16 protein-coding genes are annotated in these 17,197 nt (G+C 48.7%); 11 read left to right on the forward strand and 5 right to left on the reverse strand.

Going from position 1 to position 17,197, the window contains the following annotated elements:
- The first annotated feature begins 91 nt into the window (after nucleotides 1-91).
- A complete protein-coding gene (locus LLH06_RS01595) occupies nucleotides 92-835 on the forward strand; it encodes an SDR family oxidoreductase (RefSeq protein WP_228171495.1) in 744 nt (247 codons plus the stop codon).
- A 313-nt stretch (nucleotides 836-1,148) separates the two neighbouring features.
- Here the strand turns inward: LLH06_RS01595 and LLH06_RS01600 are convergent, their stop codons facing one another.
- Together LLH06_RS01600 and LLH06_RS01605 are read right to left on the reverse strand one after the other, a co-directional pair.
- Nucleotides 1,149-1,334, reverse strand: coding sequence for a hypothetical protein (locus LLH06_RS01600; RefSeq protein WP_228171496.1), 186 nt, complete (start codon nucleotides 1,332-1,334; stop codon nucleotides 1,149-1,151).
- A gap of 171 nt (nucleotides 1,335-1,505) precedes the next feature.
- Nucleotides 1,506-4,019, reverse strand: a complete 2,514-nt coding sequence (locus LLH06_RS01605; protein ID WP_228171498.1) for a DUF5686 and carboxypeptidase regulatory-like domain-containing protein — start codon at nucleotides 4,017-4,019, stop codon at nucleotides 1,506-1,508.
- Between the two features lie 129 nt (nucleotides 4,020-4,148).
- Here LLH06_RS01605 and kbl point away from each other — a divergent pair, with 129 nt between their 5' ends.
- The 8 genes from kbl (at nucleotide 4,149) to LLH06_RS01645 (ending at nucleotide 10,204) form a co-directional block, all read left to right on the forward strand.
- The gene (gene kbl / locus LLH06_RS01610; RefSeq protein ID WP_228171499.1) at nucleotides 4,149-5,339 is read left to right on the forward strand and encodes a glycine C-acetyltransferase; all 1,191 of its coding nucleotides are present in this window, start codon (nucleotides 4,149-4,151) and stop codon (nucleotides 5,337-5,339) included.
- Between the two features lie 37 nt (nucleotides 5,340-5,376).
- Complete coding sequence (locus LLH06_RS01615) at nucleotides 5,377-5,664, forward strand: DUF6364 family protein (RefSeq protein ID WP_228171500.1); 288 nt, start codon at nucleotides 5,377-5,379, stop codon at nucleotides 5,662-5,664.
- Entirely contained in the window at nucleotides 5,661-6,080 is a 420-nt protein-coding gene (locus LLH06_RS01620) for a PIN domain-containing protein (RefSeq protein WP_228171501.1), read from the forward strand. Before LLH06_RS01615 ends, LLH06_RS01620 begins: the two co-directional genes overlap by 4 nt.
- A 1-nt stretch (nucleotide 6,081) precedes the next feature.
- Nucleotides 6,082-7,119, forward strand: coding sequence for a phenylalanine--tRNA ligase subunit alpha (gene pheS, locus LLH06_RS01625; RefSeq protein ID WP_228171502.1), 1,038 nt, complete (start codon nucleotides 6,082-6,084; stop codon nucleotides 7,117-7,119).
- Nucleotide 7,120: 1 nt separating this feature from the next.
- Nucleotides 7,121-7,540, forward strand: coding sequence for a Rieske (2Fe-2S) protein (locus tag LLH06_RS01630; RefSeq protein WP_228171503.1), 420 nt, complete (start codon nucleotides 7,121-7,123; stop codon nucleotides 7,538-7,540).
- Between the two features lie 3 nt (nucleotides 7,541-7,543).
- Nucleotides 7,544-8,131, forward strand: coding sequence for a TetR/AcrR family transcriptional regulator (locus LLH06_RS01635; protein ID WP_228171504.1), 588 nt, complete (start codon nucleotides 7,544-7,546; stop codon nucleotides 8,129-8,131).
- Nucleotides 8,132-8,229: 98 nt separating this feature from the next.
- Complete coding sequence (locus LLH06_RS01640) at nucleotides 8,230-9,045, forward strand: TerC family protein (protein WP_228171505.1); 816 nt, start codon at nucleotides 8,230-8,232, stop codon at nucleotides 9,043-9,045.
- A 133-nt stretch (nucleotides 9,046-9,178) separates the two neighbouring features.
- Nucleotides 9,179-10,204, forward strand: a complete 1,026-nt coding sequence (locus LLH06_RS01645) for an Atu2307/SP_0267 family LLM class monooxygenase (RefSeq protein ID WP_228171506.1) — start codon at nucleotides 9,179-9,181, stop codon at nucleotides 10,202-10,204.
- Nucleotides 10,205-10,230: 26 nt separating this feature from the next.
- Here the strand turns inward: LLH06_RS01645 and LLH06_RS01650 are convergent, their stop codons facing one another.
- The gene (locus tag LLH06_RS01650; protein ID WP_228171508.1) at nucleotides 10,231-10,848 is read right to left on the reverse strand and encodes an HAD family hydrolase; all 618 of its coding nucleotides are present in this window, start codon (nucleotides 10,846-10,848) and stop codon (nucleotides 10,231-10,233) included.
- Nucleotides 10,849-11,251: 403 nt separating this feature from the next.
- Between LLH06_RS01650 and LLH06_RS01655 the strand changes: the two genes are divergently transcribed.
- Nucleotides 11,252-12,679, forward strand: a complete 1,428-nt coding sequence (locus LLH06_RS01655; protein WP_228171510.1) for a glycogen synthase — start codon at nucleotides 11,252-11,254, stop codon at nucleotides 12,677-12,679.
- Entirely contained in the window at nucleotides 12,676-13,938 is a 1,263-nt protein-coding gene (locus LLH06_RS01660) for a glucose-1-phosphate adenylyltransferase (RefSeq protein ID WP_228171511.1), read from the forward strand. Before LLH06_RS01655 ends, LLH06_RS01660 begins: the two co-directional genes overlap by 4 nt.
- A 142-nt stretch (nucleotides 13,939-14,080) precedes the next feature.
- Here the strand turns inward: LLH06_RS01660 and LLH06_RS01665 are convergent, their stop codons facing one another.
- Both LLH06_RS01665 and LLH06_RS01670 read right to left on the reverse strand, forming a co-directional pair.
- Nucleotides 14,081-15,703, reverse strand: a complete 1,623-nt coding sequence (locus LLH06_RS01665; protein ID WP_228171512.1) for an NADP-dependent glyceraldehyde-3-phosphate dehydrogenase — start codon at nucleotides 15,701-15,703, stop codon at nucleotides 14,081-14,083.
- 153 nt (nucleotides 15,704-15,856) lie between these two features.
- Nucleotides 15,857-17,182, reverse strand: a complete 1,326-nt coding sequence (locus LLH06_RS01670) for an MFS transporter (RefSeq protein WP_228171513.1) — start codon at nucleotides 17,180-17,182, stop codon at nucleotides 15,857-15,859.
- Nucleotides 17,183-17,197: the final 15 nt, after the last annotated feature.

The raw sequence follows: 17,197 nt of genomic DNA on the forward strand, positions 1-17,197 counted from the left end.
CTCAAAAGTTACTGTTACTTTTGGTTACAAAGTAACTAAAATAAATTTAACTATTGTAGGTTTGCTCCTGTAAATCATTAAAACACATACCATGAATTTTTCAGGAAAAAATGTAGTGATCACCGGCGGCACCACCGGCATTGGGTTAGCCACCGCCAAAGCATTTATCAATGCCGGAGCCAAAGTTTGGATCACCGGCCGTAAAGCAGAGAACCTGCAGAACGCAGCAAATGAGATCAATAGTCCCGAATTGAACACGATCGTATCAGATACATCGAAGTTAGCAGATATCCAGTTATTAGAAAAAGCTATTGTCGAAAGCGGTAACAAAATCGATGTGCTATTCCTGAACGCGGGTATAGCTACCTTTACCCCGATCGAACAGGCCACCGAAGCAGATTTTGATGCCCAGTTCAACACTAATGTTAAAGGGCATTTCTTCACTTTGCAAAAGCTGATCCCGCACTTGGCCAGCGGATCGGCCGTGATCTTTACGTCGTCAACAGTGGCTACGGCCACCGGCGTGGGTACCAGTGTATACTCGGCAACCAAAGGCGCCCTGAACAAGATAGCCCAGATCGCTGCTAACGAACTGGCCGACCGGAAGATCCGCGTAAATATCGTAAGTCCGGGCCCTATACAAACCCCCGGTTTAGAATACGCCTTACCTGCTGAAGCCAAGCCACAACTGGCCGCCGCCACAGCATTACAACGTTTGGGGGAGGCCGATGAGGTGGCAAAAACAGTATTGTTCCTGGCCTCAGATGATGCCAGTTTTATTACCGGCACCGAATTACTGGTGGATGGCGGTTACATCAACTATGCGCTTAAGTAAGCGGCATTGATGTTTGGAATGAGAAGCGGCAGCAATGCCGCTTTTTTTGTTACCAAGATCTTAAGATGAACTTTTTGGCCAGGAAATACCGGGCTTAGTGTATTAAAACGTGTTACACCGGTGTAACAAAATTCCCCACTTTTCCCCAGTTTTGGCCGTTACGAAATTCGTAAAAATCCAACTTTTTCAAGAAAAAGCATACAAAAAGGCAGAATGTAACACCAAATGTAACACTCTAACACGCAAATGTAACACCGCTTTGGTGTACCGGGGTGTGGCAAATGTAGGCTTAATGACCGTAAGGTCGGGGTAATTACGAATTTGGCAATGAAGGGTTGATCAGCATTGGTATGACCGGAACAATAGGGTCTACCTTAGGGATAGGGAGTTCATTTGGTAGCGATTCGTCGTCGTCGTCAAAGAAGAACAACACCTGGTCATTATGCAGGCAAATGATGCTGCCATCGGGTTCGGTAAAAAGCTCGATCTTATTTTCCATGCCTGTGTGCCTGCAAGTTACAAATGTAATGGATTTCTCCGAATGGTGAAAACACCCATTTATAAGGTTATGAATAGTGCTTTAAGTACTGCTCTAAACAAAAAAAGAACGCCTCACATCAGGGTATGATGGAGGCGTTCTAGAACATTGGAATGAAGATCCGAGAATATCTTATCTCAAGCCATAAAATATCCTGAAACCTTGCATGATCTTATGGCTGCCATCAAAGGCCACACCATAATCTACCCTGAACACAAAGCGCTGTACGCCTATATAAGCCTCGGTATAGTTGCCTTTTACCGATTGTATCAACTGGTTGTTACCCACACCCGAATAGTTGCTGTGGTTGGCTTGCGCCAGGTAATTCACACCCACCAGTTCTTCCAGCTTTAAAGCCCTGATGTACGGGATCTTGCTCAGGAAGTTTCCCGCAAAATTGTGCTCGTAATGTGCCTCCACAAATGAGCGGTCGGTGCTGTAGGTATAGAACGGCAAGAAGTGGAAGTTCCCGATCGTTGGGTTGAACACCGTACCCTGGTTACCAAAGAAGTGGTTATAATCCATAAAGTACAGGCTGCGGTGGTTCAGGAAGGTACCGGCCGTTAATTTGAATGCCGAGAAGCCTAAGAGGCCAGTTTGCAAGTGGTCGTCAAATATATCGAGCGATAAGAAATCATAGTTAACATCAGACCCTAAAACCCCGTTGATACCCTTACGGTAGTTCAACCGAACCTTAGGATACTTGGCCGGTTCGTAGAACTTGCCATCAGGCCTAACCACGTATTGCTGCCTGAAGGTGTACGTAAGCGATGCCTTGAAAGTAAGTGCCTGGTTGGTAGGGAACAATGGTGACTCCACTGTGGGCGGGTTAGCTAACGGGTTGTTGGCCGTGTATTCCCTTTCCTTGTTGTTAAAAATGTGGTTGAATGAGGTGTTATACAACTGCTGTCTTTCGGCATATGACAACTGCGACTCCAGGAACAGACCGTTCTGGATCTCGCGCTGCCAGGCCACCACACCAAATTTGGAGCGATATAGCTTCACAAAGTTCCTTTCAGATACCAGCGAGCTCAGCGTATTGAAGAACAGGGAACGGGTACCAGCATTGTTGAGGTCGAGCACATCGCTACCAAAGCGCGCCGAGAACGCACCGCGGTTAGATGGATCGTAATTGTACGTAAGCCCCACGTTAGCACTGAACAGCTTGGCTGCAAAGCCATAACGCAGCATCGGCGTCACACTGAACGACTGGCCATTATCAAAGCCTTTGATATAATGCGGACGCAAACGAATACCCCAGCCTTCTACAGTGTTATAAAAAATGGTCTCGTGAGGTGGGTACAGGTATAGCGATTGCCTGGTCTTACGGTCGTAATACTGGTAACCGAATATCAGGTTAGTAAAGGCGCTGAAATGGTTACGTTGCCGCTCGGCCGAATCCAGGTAAGCAGTGGTATGCTGAATGGCAAAAAGGCTATCTTTCTTTTGGTAATCGCGGGCCTCGAGGTCGGTCAGTGGCACAGGGCGGTTATCGGTCCAGTAACGTTTATTACGCGAGTTGGCTACAGTATCGATGCGCATCACCTCACCGTTAAAAAAGTCCTTAGGGAACTTGGGGTCAAGGTTGTAATTGTTGTATACCGCTAAGTAGTAGCCTTTGAACTTAAAGCCCAACACATCGCCCCTAAAGTTGAATTGCGTTGAGGTAGGCAACCATACGCTATCCGTGATCGGGATGTATTGCTGGCTGATGTCCAGCGTATCTACCAGGTTAATGTTGGCGTCCTTCTTGGTCACAAAAAGGTCTACGCTGTATATACGCCAGTCCTCCTCGATCACATAGATGTTGCCCTGGTAAACGGCCTCGTTATGGCGTTTGGGGATCACTTGTATCTTATCGATCTGCCTGCCGCTCTTGATCGAACGGCCCACCAGTTTATAGTTATAAAAGTGGCGTGCATTATCAGCAAATGGCGATACAAAGGCCCGCGAGCTAAGACCTTGGATCACAAAGTCGTTGTCATAGAAGCTTACCTGGAGGTCTGACGCCTTGTTGTAGCTGAACGCTGCATTGGCACCTGCCGTTTTAGAGGCGATCATGACCTCGCGCACCCGGTCAGGATTCTTGAAATTGTATTTTGAAATGGATTCTGATTGGTATATGATACCTTTTCCGCTGGCATCCAACTGCAGGGCGTTAGCCACGCTACGGTTCATTAATGATGCCGGCGAACTCACGATGCTCTGCAAACCTTTTACAAATACCGCACAAGAATACTCGTCTACCTGATCTTTGTGATATTTGCGTTTAGCGATCACCTTTTCCATAATGCCTACCGCAGGGTCGGTCTCCTTACCGGTGCCAGGTTCGGCCTGCAATACGAACGGCTCATTGTATAGGGTAACATTGCGCTCTTCCACCCGGCTGGTGATGGTCACTTTTTCATTGTGTTCCAGATAGCCTACGCAGCGGTAAACAAGGGTATACGTACCGGCAGGGAGTTTGAACTCGTACTCGCCGTCCTCATTAGTGATCGAGCCGTAGGTAGAATTGCGGATATAGATCGATGCGAACGGCACAGGGGCGTTCTTCTCATCGGTGATCTTACCCGAAAGGCGAAAAGTTTGTGCCGATACCTCAAAGGTAAGAATTATAAAAAATAGGAAAAGTAGGTGTGCTCTCATCGTCTGATATTCATGTATATATATTCATTGTGAGTAAAATGTTTGTTTTGGCTATAATTAATTTGGTCGCATGGCATTATATGTCCTTCGTCATATATAATTTTTAACTTTGCGGCTTAACCATTTGTCATGTACGAAACACTAAGACCGGTTTTACAACAGGAGCTCGCCGAGATAGAGAATGCAGGGCTGTATAAGAGAGAGCGGGTGATCACCTCACCGCAAGGTGCTGATATTGAAGTACTGGGCGGGCAGGAAGTGATCAACTTTTGTGCGAATAATTACCTGGGTCTTTCGTCGCACCCGAAGGTTATTGAAGCGGCCAAAAAAGCCATCGATGATCACGGTTACGGGTTGTCATCGGTACGTTTCATTTGCGGTACGCAGGATGTACATAAGGAGTTGGAAAAAAAACTTTCTGAGTTTCTGGGCACTGAGGATACGATCCTTTACGCTGCGGCCTTTGATGCCAACGGAGGTGTGTTCGAGCCATTGTTCAACGATCAGGATGCAATCATTTCTGACGAGTTGAACCATGCTTCGATCATTGATGGTATCCGGTTGTGTAAAGCGCAACGCCATCGCTATAAACATGACGACATGGCCGATCTGGAAGATAAACTAAAGGCCACCCAAGAGCTGCGTCACCGCATCATCGTTACTGACGGCGCGTTCAGCATGGACGGTACCATAGCACAATTGGATAAGATCTGTGACCTGGCCGATCGCTACAATGCCTTAGTGATGATCGATGAGAGCCATTGCTCAGGTTTCATGGGCAAGACCGGCCGTGGTACGCACGAACATCATAATGTGATGGGCCGTATCGACATCATTACCGGTACGCTGGGTAAAGCATTGGGTGGTGCATCTGGTGGTTTTACCTCGGGCCGTAAAGAGATCATTGACATGCTGCGCCAACGCTCACGACCGTACCTGTTCTCTAATACTTTGGCGCCATCTATAGCAGGTGCGTCCATCACAGTTTTAGATATGCTGACCGAGGCTACCACCCTGCGCGATAAACTGGAAAGCAACACGCAATACTTCCGCGCCAAAATGACCGAGGCCGGTTTCGATATCAAGCCAGGTGTACATCCGATCGTGCCGGTGATGCTGTACGATGCCAAGTTATCGCAACAGTTCGCCGCTCGTATGCTGGAAGAAGGTATCTATGTGATCGGCTTCTATTACCCGGTGGTGCCACAGGGCAAAGCACGTATCAGGGTGCAGATATCTGCCGCTCATGACCAGGAGCACCTTGACAAGGCCATTGCCGCCTTTACCAAGGTGGGCAAGGAACTGGGCGTGATCAAATAGGTATAAATTTGGCTATATTTGTGTAGGAGGATAAGTCATGACCACGATCCAGTTGACATTGAACGTTGAGGACGGTATAGCCGAAAAATTAAAGGCTTACACTCAAAGACAACATACTGATCTTAATAAGCTTGTTGAACATCTTTTGGGAGAGGTTGCAGATGAACAGCAGAAGTTGGAGCTTGCTCAGGCTCAGCGTTCGACGAAAACACTTAAGGATTATCCTGAATGGCTGCAAAAGTTAGTGCTTTCCAAAGAACCAACACCGGACTTCGACCATAAAAAAGAATATGGTAAGCACCTTGAGGAGAAATACGGTCTATGACAAGGGTGTTTGTTGACTCTGATATATTATTAGACTTCATTTTACAACGGGTACCATATTTTAACGTAGCAGCAGATATCATACAGTTGAGCGGCGAGGGGTCCGTAAAATGCTTTTCATCAGTTCACGGCATCGTTAATGTTCACTATTTCGCGAAGAAGATATTTGGTGAACAAGCAACGAGAGCGATGTTGCTTGAGATCATGAAATTGGTAGACGTTGTTACAGAAAATAGTAACGCTGTTAAACAAGCGCTCACGTCCGAGTTCTCTGACTTTGAAGATGCCGTTCAGTATCAAGCAGCATTAAATGCAGGAGCCAACTACATCATCACCCGCAACCTCAAAGACTATAAACACTCGGCCATACCGGTCATGACGGCCGAGCAATTTTTAAGAACAATATACAAAGCCTGAAATGCAGGAACAAATAGATCGATATACCGCCGAGATAGAAGCTTATAACCCGGCAAACGCTGAAGAACTGGAAGCTTTCCGGATCAAATATTTAGGTACTAAAGGACTCATCAAAGACCTTTTTGAGCAGTTCAAGACCAATACCACCCCTGAAGAGAAACGTACTTTAGGTAAAGTGCTTAACCAGTTCAAGCAATTTGCCGAAGGTAAATATCAAGCGCTAAAAGAACATTTTGATGCCCAGGTGGTGACCGGCGGCAACCAACAGGACCTGACTCTGCCGGGCGAGGGTTTTGCGGTAGGCTCACGCCACCCGCTATCACTGGTACGTAACGAGATCATCGACATTTTCAAACGTTTAGGTTTCGTGGTGGCCGAAGGCCCTGAGATCGAGGACGACTGGCACAACTTCTCGGCACTGAACTTCCCTGAAGAACACCCTGCCCGCGATATGCAGGACACTTTCTTCATCACTAAAGATGGTAGCCGTGATAGCATCGCGCTACGTACCCATACCTCATCGGTACAGGTGCGCATGATGGAGAGCGGTAAGCCGCCGTTCAGGGCCATTATGCCGGGCCGTGTTTACCGTAACGAGGCCATTTCAGCACGTGCGCACTGCTTCTTCCACCAGGTAGAAGGCTTGTACGTGGACGAGAACGTTTCGTTCGCCGATCTAAAGCAGACATTGTTCCATTTCGTACAGGAGCTTTACGGCGAAGGTACCAAGGTAAGGTTTCGCCCGTCGTACTTCCCGTTCACTGAGCCATCGGCCGAAATGGATATCTCTTGTACCATTTGTAAAGGTGCCGGCTGTAACATGTGCAAACACACCGGTTGGGTAGAGATATTGGGCTGCGGCATGGTAGACCCTAACGTGTTGGAGAATTGCGGTATAGATAGTGAAAAATATACTGGCTTTGCCTTCGGTATGGGTATCGAACGTATCACCAATCTCAAATACGTGATCCGCGATCTTCGCTTGTTCTCCGAGAATGATGTACGCTTCCTGAAGCAGTTCAAGGCTGATATAGTTTAGTATGATGAAAAAGTGGTATAGCTTGTTGTTGATCCTGATAGGTATTGCCGGCTGTGGCAAGGATGATGGCAGCTATATACCCAACGTATCGGTCAATTTCCAGGCACCGCTTACTGATCCGCGACTCACCCGTTTGGGCAGTCCGGGCAGTGCCGTTGCCATAAGTGGCTATGGCGTGGCCGGGTTGATCATTTACCGCACCACATCAGGCGGTTACGTGGCTTACGATCGTTGCAGCAGCTATGAGCCCGAAAAGCGTTGCGCCGTGAATCTTGATGATACCGGCCTCACCGCTACCGATCCCTGCAGCGGTTCAAAATTTCTGCTAAGCGATGGGTCGCCTGTTAAAGCTCCTGCCTCGCGGTCGTTACGCACATACCTTGTAAGTGTGAATAATTTTAACTTAATTGTGTCTAACTGATACATGGAAGCCGATAAAATAAGAGAAAGCATCAAACGATCCTCGCAGGAGCTGTTTCGCAAATTCGGGTACCATAAGACCAGTGTTAACGAGATCGCCAAAAAGACCAAGATCGCCAAGGCCACCATCTATAAATATTTCGAGAGTAAAGAGGCTATTCTGCACTCACTGCTAATGGACTATATCCAGGTGAGTGTAGATGACCTTATCAACGGCGATTCGCCTGAACTGGATGAGGAAACGCACCTGAGTAACCTCATCATGAAGACCTGCCGCCTCTCGTATACGGTGTGCAACGAGTTCATCGGGTGGGATTTCATCCGCGAGTCTACCAACTCGCAGGAATTCCTGCGCAACCTGTCTAACGAGTTGGAGGAATTACTGGTGAGCTCTTTTAACCAGATAGCAGGCAGTATGCGTAAGCACAGCGGTTACCAGCAACGTATCCGTTTCCTGATCAAGTGCAGCAAGAACATCGTATTCAGCTTTGCGTTCACCTCCGTTAGCGATAGCGATGTGCGCAAAAATTTCGTTTCCTTCCAAAAAGAGATACTGCCTTACCTGGTAAAAGCCGCGATCACCGTAGGTTAATGGGCGCTGATCAGATCTGGCCGGCATAACATTCAAAACCGCATTTACACGTATTTTTCCTACTTTTAAGCGCTTTTACCGAAGCTTTACTTTACCTGATGGATCTTATACACACTTTGCTCGGGCCTGATATCAAGGCCGGTCTGCTCATTATCCTCAACCTCATCGTTATTGAAAGTCTGCTTTCTGTGGATAATGCTGCCGTGCTGGCTACCATGGTGCTTGATCTGCCTAAAGAGGAGCGCAAGAAAGCGCTTAGATATGGTATCATCGGCGCCTATGTGTTCAGGGGGATATGCCTGTTGCTGGCCGCTCAATTGGTCAAGGTATGGTGGTTAAAACCATTGGGTGGTCTATACCTGCTATACCTGGCGTTCAACTACTTCAAAGAAAAGCTATCGGGCAATAAGGGTGAGGAAGAAGAGGTCGACAAACAGAAAAGCTGGTTCTATAATTCCACGGTGGGCTTGGTCGGTAACTTTTGGGCCACAGTAGCTTTGGTAGAGGTGATGGACCTGGCCTTCTCTATCGATAACGTTTTTGCGGCGGTAGCCTTTACTGATCACATGTTCCTGATCTATACCGGGGTGTTCATTGGTATACTGGCTATGCGCTTTGTGGCACAGGCTTTTGTACGGCTGATGGAAAGGTTCACCTTTTTGGAGACCGTTGCCTTTTTGGTGATTGGCCTGCTCGGTATCAAACTGGCCGCATCGTTATATACTCATTTTTATAAAGGCTCGCCAGCGGCCGAATTCATTGAGAGCGAGAAGATGGACCTTTTCGTTTCCATATTCACGGTGGCGATCTTCGTGATCCCGGTCATTACTTCCCTGCTGTTCAACGTGCCCAAGCGCCATGAAGTGGAACCTGAGGTAGCGGACAAGGCGGATAATGTGCTCGACAACAGCTGATCATTTTCCGGTATCATTCATCAGCTATCGTACCTTTCTAATTGATCGTTATAACATTTAATATTTGCATGACCTAAAGCTCAGGTAAAAACCATTAGCTTTGATCATACATTTACCTGTTAATAGCTAGATCATGGAAATAGGCGTAGATAGTTTTGCATCGGCCATGTATGGCCGCAACTCGCTCAGCAGCGTTGACGCGATGGAACAATTGCTTGACCGCATAGCTTTTGCCGATGAGGTAGGGCTTGATGTGTTCGGCATTGGGGAACATCATAAAAAAGAGTTCCTGGATTCGGCCACGGCCGTGATCCTGGCCGCCGCCGCCGCCCGTACCAGCCGCATTAAACTCACCAGTGCCGTTACCGTGCTTAGCGCCGCCGACCCGGTGCGCGTATATCAAAGCTTTGCCACCCTGGATCTGATCTCAAAAGGTCGTGCCGAACTGGTGGTAGGGCGGGGTTCATCCGTAGAGGCGTACCCACTTTTTGGATTCGACCTGGACGATTACGATGCCCTCTTTAAAGAAAAACTGGAACTATTACTAAAAGTGCGCGACCAGGAATTTGTGACCTGGCAAGGCCGCTTCAGGGCACCTTTGCATAATTTGCCGGTTTACCCCCGTTCGCTGCAACCTAAACTGCCGGTGTGGCTGGGTGTGGGTGGTACGCCTGCATCATTCATTAGAGCCGGTTCTTTAGGTCTTCCACTAATGGTAGCCGTGATCGGTGGCGATACGCACCGCTTCCGTCCGCTGATCGATCTTTATCGTGAGGCAGGTCAAAAAGCGGGCTTTACGCCTGACCAACTGACCGTAGGCCTGCATTCGCCGGGTTTTGTAGCCGCTACCGACGAAGAGGCCGTTGAGCTATATTACCCCGGTTACGCAGAATTATGGACCCGACTGGGCCGTGAGCGTGGCTGGCCACCGGTTACCCGTTACCATTTCGACTCATTGATCGCACCAAAAGGTGTACTGGTAGTAGGCAGCCCTCAAACCGTTGCCGAGAAGCTATTACGCCACAGTGAAGCCTTGGGTGGTGTTGACCGCTTTACTTTCCAGATGGATAACGCCGGCCTGACCCACGAGCAACTAATGAGTTCGATAGAGCTGATCGGCCAGAAGGTGATACCGCTGGTGAATAAGGCAACCGCCTGACCTGCTTAGCAGGGAGGGTTACCTGATCAAATATGGTCAGGTAGTTCTTTCAATGAATTGATCTTGATCACATCCTTCACGTCGGCAAAAAGGCCAAGGGTATCATATAGCACGGCTTTCATGCCCAGGTCACGTGCGGCTTGTATCTCTGAGGCATCGTCGTCGCCTACCACTAATACTTCTTGTGGGGCAAAGCTGTTAGCCTCGGCGATCTTTTTAAAGCGGGCCTTCTTGTTCTCATTGGTCTTCATCGGGTCAATGATGTGTATCTCCTCAAAATCTCCTTCAAGCTTTAGCTGCGTTACCTTGCTTTGCTGCATTTTGGTAAAGCCTGCGGTGATCAAAAAGCGGCGCAAAGGAAGCTCACGGGTAGAGGCATAATCGGCAAAGGGTGACATGGGCATATCGCAGGTCAGATCCTGCAACATATCGATAGCCTTTTGAGTGAGTTCCTTGCTGAGTCCATGCTTTTGGGCCACCTGCTGAAAAGGCTTACGTTGTATCTCGGCCTTGATGGCTTCCAGGTCATCCAGTTCGCCGCTTTGTTCGATCAGCCCGAACAACGGCTCGAATAGCTCTTCGCCAATGGATGATACCGGATATATAGTGTTATCCAAGTCAAAGAATATCGCTTTTATTTTCATTTGGTATCTCTCTTTAAAGTGTGCTTCATACAAAGCGATATCTGGTGTCTTTCGTTTTAATTAGTGGTAGATAATCGGTGATCGGGCGGGCATAACGTTGTGCTGGTCCAACAGAAAAAGGAGCGTTAATCAGGTGACATGAGGCTGTGTAAGCCGCCCTTCGAACCACTGCGGCCCGTCTAAAGCCTTAGTGTAACGGGTGCTAACTTTGATCAGCTTCACATAGTGTTATGGTAAGGTTAAGGGAGTGCGGTGAAAAAGCGCTTTTTTGACCATTTGTGTTGAATAAATTACACTGATCTTACCGAATATTTAAGAGTTAGGTAAAACACATTTAAACCTCGCAGGTTGTGTTTTTGTAAGCGAAACTTTGCTTACATTGGAAGCCATCAGACCTGAAAAAATGAAGATCTATCACCTTGCCGCCGAGTGCTACCCGGTAGCCAAAGTTGGCGGCCTGGCCGATGTGGTCGGGGCGTTGCCCAAGTACCAGAACGAGGCCGGCCTCCATGCCTCAGTGGTGTTACCATTTTATGATCGCAAATTTGTTCAGGAGAGCGAGTTCGATGTAGTGTTCGTGGCATCTACCCTGCTGGGCAAAAAACGTTACGAGTTCGAGATCTGGAAAGAGCGTACCAATAAACTGGGCTTCGAGCTTTACCTGATCTTTATACCCGGCTTGCTCGACAGGCCCGAGATCTACAGCTACCCTGATGAGCGCGAACAGTTCATCGCCTTTCAGCTGGCCTTTTTAGACTGGATCAACTGGTCGCAACAGTCTCCTGATATCATCCATTGCCATGACCACCATGTGGGGCTCATCCCGTTCCTGATGAAACATTCGGCACTTTACCATAAGCGCCTGTCGAAGATCAAAACGGTATTTACCATTCATAATGGCCAATATCATGGCGCTTTCGGGTACGAGAAATTTGACTACCTGCCAGAAGTGGACATGCGCTTTGCCGGACTGCTCGACTGGAACGGCGGCATTAACCCGCTGGCCTGCGCCGTGAAATGCTGCGATAAATATACCACCGTTTCACCAAGTTATTTGCATGAACTCACCGTCCGTTCTAACGGGCTGGAGTATCTTTTTTATATAGAAGGAGCCAAAGGGCAGGGCATCATCAATGGTATCGATACTGATGTATGGAACCCTGTTACCGACCCCATGATCAAGGCGCCTATTGACGCACTTGACCCTGAAGAAGGTAAGGTGAAGAATAAAAAAGCATTATGCGCACGTTTTGACCTTGATCCAGAACTGCCACTCATCTCGTTCATTGGCCGTTTGGTGGTCGAGAAGGGTGCCGACCTGCTGCCCGAAGCTTTTTCGCGCAGTTTGCGCCAGCATGCAGGCAAGGTGAACATCCTTATGCTGGGTGCCGGTGATCAGGATACCGCCGATGCACTGGTAGAACTGAAGGAATGGTTCCCTGACAATTACCGTACTTATGTGGGGTACAATGAGCAGCTGGCCCACCAGGTGTACGCCGGATCCGACTTTTTGCTCATGCCATCGCGCGTGGAGCCTTGCGGGCTTAATCAACTGTACTCGTTACGTTACGGCACCGTACCTATGGTACGCCGCACTGGCGGACTGATCGATACCGTTATAGACTTTGGTGAAGAAGATGGCTACGGCATTTGCTTTGACCAAAGCACAGCCGACGACATTTGCTACTCGATCGACCGAGCCGTTGAACTTTACCAGAACATCGACCATGTTGATGAGCTGCGCCAACGCATGATGGCCCTCGACTACTCGTGGACCCGCTCGGCCCAACAGTACACACAACTTTATGAAAGCTTAACACCAATTATATGAATTCCAAAGTGATCAGCATCGTACTGGGCGGTGGCCAGGGTACCCGCTTATTTCCGTTAACTGCGACCCGATCTAAACCTGCAGTACCTATTGCGGGTAAGTACAGGCTGGTAGATATTCCTATCTCTAACTGCCTGCACTCGGGCTTTGAGCGCATCTTCGTGCTTACCCAGTTCAACTCGGCATCGCTTAATAAACACATCAAAAATACTTACCACTTCAGCAGCTTCAGCGATTCGTTCGTTGATATACTGGCGGCCGAGCAAACCCCCTCTAACGTGGGCTGGTTCCAGGGCACGGCCGATGCGGTAAGGCAAAGCCTGCATCACCTATCGGTACATGATTTTGAATATGTATTGATCCTGTCGGGTGATCAGCTGTACCAGCTTGATTTTAAGGACATGGTGGAAGCGCATATCCGTAACCAGGCCGAAATATCCATAGCTACTATACCGGTACATGCCAATGATGTGCCGAGCTTTGGTATCTTAAAGACCGATGAGGAGAGCCTGATCACCGACTTTATCGAAAAGCCTAAGAGCGACTTCGAGAGCTGGGCATCAGAGGTGAGTGGGGAGATGGCCGCCAAAGGCCGTTATTACCTGGCCTCGATGGGTATCTATATCTTTAACCGTAAAACGCTTTACGATCTGCTGCAAGGCAATGATCACCCAGATTTTGGTAAAGAGATCATCCCGCAATCCATCAAGACCAATCGCGTGGTAAGCTATCAGTACGAAGGTTATTGGGAAGATATAGGTACCATCCCATCGTTCTTTGAGGCCAACCTGGGTCTAACTGATGATATACCGGCCTTCAACCTGTTCGATAAGCGCCACATCTTTACCCGTGCACGTATGCTGCCGCCGTCGAAGATATCCGGTACCTTGCTCGAGCGCTCTATTATTGCTGATGGATGCATCATCAATGCTCGCCGCATCAACCACTCGATCGTGGGCGTACGTACCCGCATAGGTACCGATACCGAGATCGAGAGCTGTTATGTGATGGGTGGCGATAACTACCAGACCCTGGAGCAGATCGAGGAGTCAAGGGCGGCCGGTACACCGATAATGGGTATTGGCGACCGCTGCAAGATCAAGAACGCTATCATTGATAAGAATGCCCACATAGGTAACGATGTATGCATCAACTGCGGTGAGAAGCTCGAGAACGGCGACTATGGTGCTTATACCGTGCAAGATGGCATCGTGGTGGTGAAAAAACGTGCCGTGATCCCTGACGGAACAGTGATCTAACACATAACACATTATAAAACAACAAAGGCTCCCGCAAGGAGCCTTTGTTGTTCACGGATATATTTGACCGGACCAATGATGGTCCAACAAAAAAGGCCCCGAGCGATCGGGGCCTTCTGTATGAATATGCTTCCCTGGCGAATTAGAAGATGTAATTGGTGCTCAGGAAATTGCTGTCGTGCTTGTTCACGATATCGTTGATGAGCTGCTTGTTGGCGTCGTTCATTTTGGTAGCTAACAATGAACGGATCGAGAATGAACGCAATGCATCATTCACTGATAAGGTACCTTCGGCGCTATCCTTACGGCCGGTGAATGGGAACACGTCAGGGCCACGTTGACACTGTGCGTTGATGTTCACACGGCTTACCAGGTTCACGAACGGATCGATCAGGTCGGCGGTCTCCTGCGCATCAGTGCTGAAGATACTTACCTGCATACCGTGCGGCGAATCGATCTGATACTGGATCGGTTCCTCGATGCTCTCGAACGGGATCACCGGGATCACCGGGCCAAATTGCTCCTCGCGGTACAATTTCATTTTCTCGTTCACGGGGTAAACCACGGCCGGGAACACGAACGAGGCCACGGTCTCGCCGCCATTCTCGTTCACTACCTTGCCGCCGTTAGCAATGGCGTCGTCAATACACTCTTTCAGGTAACCTGGCTTATTAGGCTCGGCAACCGGAGTAAGGTTCACACCTTTTTTCCATGGCATACCGTAGCTCAGCTTGGCAATACCTTCGCTTAGCAACTTCAAAAATTCATCGGCCACATCTTTGTGTACGTGAATGATCTTGATAGCGGTACAGCGCTGGCCGTTGTATGATAAAGAGCCGAGTATACACTCGTTCACTGCGATCTGCAGGTCGGCACTTTTGGTCACAATGGCCGCGTTCTTAGCATCCAAACTTAATACCGCACGTAAGCGGTTGATCTTAGGGTGACGCTTTTTAAGATCGTTAGCTACCTTGCTCGAACCGATAAAGGCCAGTACGTTGATCTTACCGGTAGCCATAAGGCCTGGGGTAACATTGGCGCCACGGCCGTAAACGGTGTTCACCACGCCTTTAGGGAACGATTCCTGGAAGGCTTTCAATAATGGATAGTGAACCAAAGTACCGTGTTTCGGTGGTTTGAAAAGGATGGTGTTACCCATAATGATCGCAGGGATCAGGGTGGTAAAGGTCTCGTTAAGCGGATAGTTGAACGGACCCATACAAAGCACCACACCCAGCGGTGAACGGCGGGTTTGTGCTACTACGCCTTCGGCTATCTCAAAACGTGATGACTCGCGGTCGATGTCCTTAAGGGCATCAATGGTCATGTTGATATAGTCTACCGTACGGTCAAATTCCTTGGTCGAGTCGGCCAGTGATTTACCGATCTCCCACATGATCAGCTTGATCACCAGATCACGCTGTTCGACCATCTTGTAAACGAATTTTTCCATGCACTTGATGCGGTCAGCAACGCTCATGGTAGGCCACTCGCCGCGGCCATTATTATAGGCGGCCTCAGCAGCTTCTAAAGCTTCCATTGCCTCCTTTTCGGTACCCAGCGGGTAACTGCCGATCAGCTTGCGCTGCAGGCCTTCGGGTGTTGGTATGCAAATAGGCGAATACACCTCGCTCACCTCACCATCCCACTGTTTCATCTCGCCGTTAGACAAGTACTCGCGCTGATGAATGGGCTCGATCCGGTATTCCTCCGGTATCTGGCTTTCCTCAACAAATAAGCCGTTAAGCTCGTCTTTGAAACTCATGATAATTGTTTTAAGTTAAATACTGTGTTAGGTTAGTTTTTGTGTTCGTAAAAGTAACATATTGACATGCTAAGGCCCGTTTCACTGCGTTAGCGCGCAATAAATTACATTATTTTAACTTTTAGTTAGCTGTAACGTTGGTCGCGCGGTCGGTTATAACTCTATCGGTCGCATCTTAGGTACCAGGGTCTTCATCACCGTCCAGGCGATCACATAGGCCAGCGCACATAAGATGAAGAGTACCGAATAACCGGTCTCGATGTGGCCCAGCGCCCTGTAATGGTCGAACAGCATACCTGCACCTTTACTGAGCAGGAACGAGCCTATACCACCGGCCATACCGCCTATACCGGTAATAGTAGCGATAGCCTTTTTAGGAAACATATCGCTCACGGTAGTAAAGATGTTGGCGCTCCAGGCCTGGTGTGCCGATGCACCGATCGCGATAAGCCCCACTGCCCACCAGTAGCTGTACTGGCTCAGGTAAGGGGTAAGCAACACCACCAGCGGGAACAAGGCAATGATGAACATGGCGCGCATACGGCCTGCATAAGCCTCATATCCTTTGTTGATAAAATAGGTAGGGAAAGCACCGCCACCTACCGAACCGATAACGGTAATGGTATAAAGGATAGCGATAGGCATAGAGATAGAAGTACCGGTCATGTGGTACTGGGCATCAAAATAAGCCGGTAACCAGAACAGGTAGAACCACCATACACCATCGGTCATGAACTTGCCAAAGGCAAAGGCCCATGTTTGCTTGTATTTAAAGCATTCAAGATAAGTGAACTTACGGCCTTCGTCCTCTCTTTCGATGTGCACAGGCTCATGTTGTTGGATCTCGTCGCTGTGGATGTAGGCATATTCGGCAGCGTTCAGGCTTTTGTTGCGTGATGGTATCTCGTACAGCACAATCCAAAAGATCAACCAAATGAAACCGATAGCACCGATACCGATGAAGGCCCATTGCCAGCCCCAGTGCGCAGCGATCCAAGGCACCAAAATAGGAGCCAGGATAGCGCCCACGTTGGCGCCCGAGTTGAATATACCGGTGGCCAGGGCACGGTCCTTTTTGGGAAAATACTCGGCAGTGGTCTTGATGGCGGCGGGGAAGTTACCCGATTCGCCCACGGCCAGTACGGTACGGCCTAAAGAGAAACCTAATATGTTATTAGGTACCAGGTGTGCAAATGCATGCACGATAGCACCTACCGACCATAAAATGATCGACCATGCATAACCTTTTTTAGTGCCCAGGTAATCAACCACACGGCCGGCAAAAAGCATCGAAAAGGCGTACGCCAGCGAGAACACACCCACAATGGTGCCGTAGTCGCTGTCGGTCCAGTTGAATTCTTTAGAAAGCAGTGGTTTTAACAGGCTTAATACCTGGCGGTCAAGATAGTTGATGGTGGTAGCAAAGAACAGCAGGGCGCAGATGGTCCAGCGGTAGTTGCTCATTTTAAGGTTGGTCATAATTGGTGTTTCTCC

It is taken from the genome of Mucilaginibacter daejeonensis, from assembly GCF_020783335.1.
Taxonomy (GTDB): Bacteria; Bacteroidota; Bacteroidia; order Sphingobacteriales; family Sphingobacteriaceae; genus Mucilaginibacter; species Mucilaginibacter daejeonensis.

Coding starts and splice junctions, on each gene's coding strand:
- LLH06_RS01595 (WP_228171495.1), top strand. CDS start 92: ATGAATTTTTCAGGAAAAAATGTAGTGATCACCGGCGGCACCACCGGC.
- LLH06_RS01600 (WP_228171496.1), bottom strand. CDS start 1,334: ATGGAAAATAAGATCGAGCTTTTTACCGAACCCGATGGCAGCATCATT.
- LLH06_RS01605 (WP_228171498.1), bottom strand. CDS start 4,019: ATGAGAGCACACCTACTTTTCCTATTTTTTATAATTCTTACCTTTGAG.
- kbl (WP_228171499.1), top strand. CDS start 4,149: ATGTACGAAACACTAAGACCGGTTTTACAACAGGAGCTCGCCGAGATA.
- LLH06_RS01615 (WP_228171500.1), top strand. CDS start 5,377: ATGACCACGATCCAGTTGACATTGAACGTTGAGGACGGTATAGCCGAA.
- LLH06_RS01620 (WP_228171501.1), top strand. CDS start 5,661: ATGACAAGGGTGTTTGTTGACTCTGATATATTATTAGACTTCATTTTA.
- pheS (WP_228171502.1), top strand. CDS start 6,082: ATGCAGGAACAAATAGATCGATATACCGCCGAGATAGAAGCTTATAAC.
- LLH06_RS01630 (WP_228171503.1), top strand. CDS start 7,121: ATGATGAAAAAGTGGTATAGCTTGTTGTTGATCCTGATAGGTATTGCC.
- LLH06_RS01635 (WP_228171504.1), top strand. CDS start 7,544: ATGGAAGCCGATAAAATAAGAGAAAGCATCAAACGATCCTCGCAGGAG.
- LLH06_RS01640 (WP_228171505.1), top strand. CDS start 8,230: ATGGATCTTATACACACTTTGCTCGGGCCTGATATCAAGGCCGGTCTG.
- LLH06_RS01645 (WP_228171506.1), top strand. CDS start 9,179: ATGGAAATAGGCGTAGATAGTTTTGCATCGGCCATGTATGGCCGCAAC.
- LLH06_RS01650 (WP_228171508.1), bottom strand. CDS start 10,848: ATGAAAATAAAAGCGATATTCTTTGACTTGGATAACACTATATATCCG.
- LLH06_RS01655 (WP_228171510.1), top strand. CDS start 11,252: ATGAAGATCTATCACCTTGCCGCCGAGTGCTACCCGGTAGCCAAAGTT.
- LLH06_RS01660 (WP_228171511.1), top strand. CDS start 12,676: ATGAATTCCAAAGTGATCAGCATCGTACTGGGCGGTGGCCAGGGTACC.
- LLH06_RS01665 (WP_228171512.1), bottom strand. CDS start 15,703: ATGAGTTTCAAAGACGAGCTTAACGGCTTATTTGTTGAGGAAAGCCAG.
- LLH06_RS01670 (WP_228171513.1), bottom strand. CDS start 17,182: ATGACCAACCTTAAAATGAGCAACTACCGCTGGACCATCTGCGCCCTG.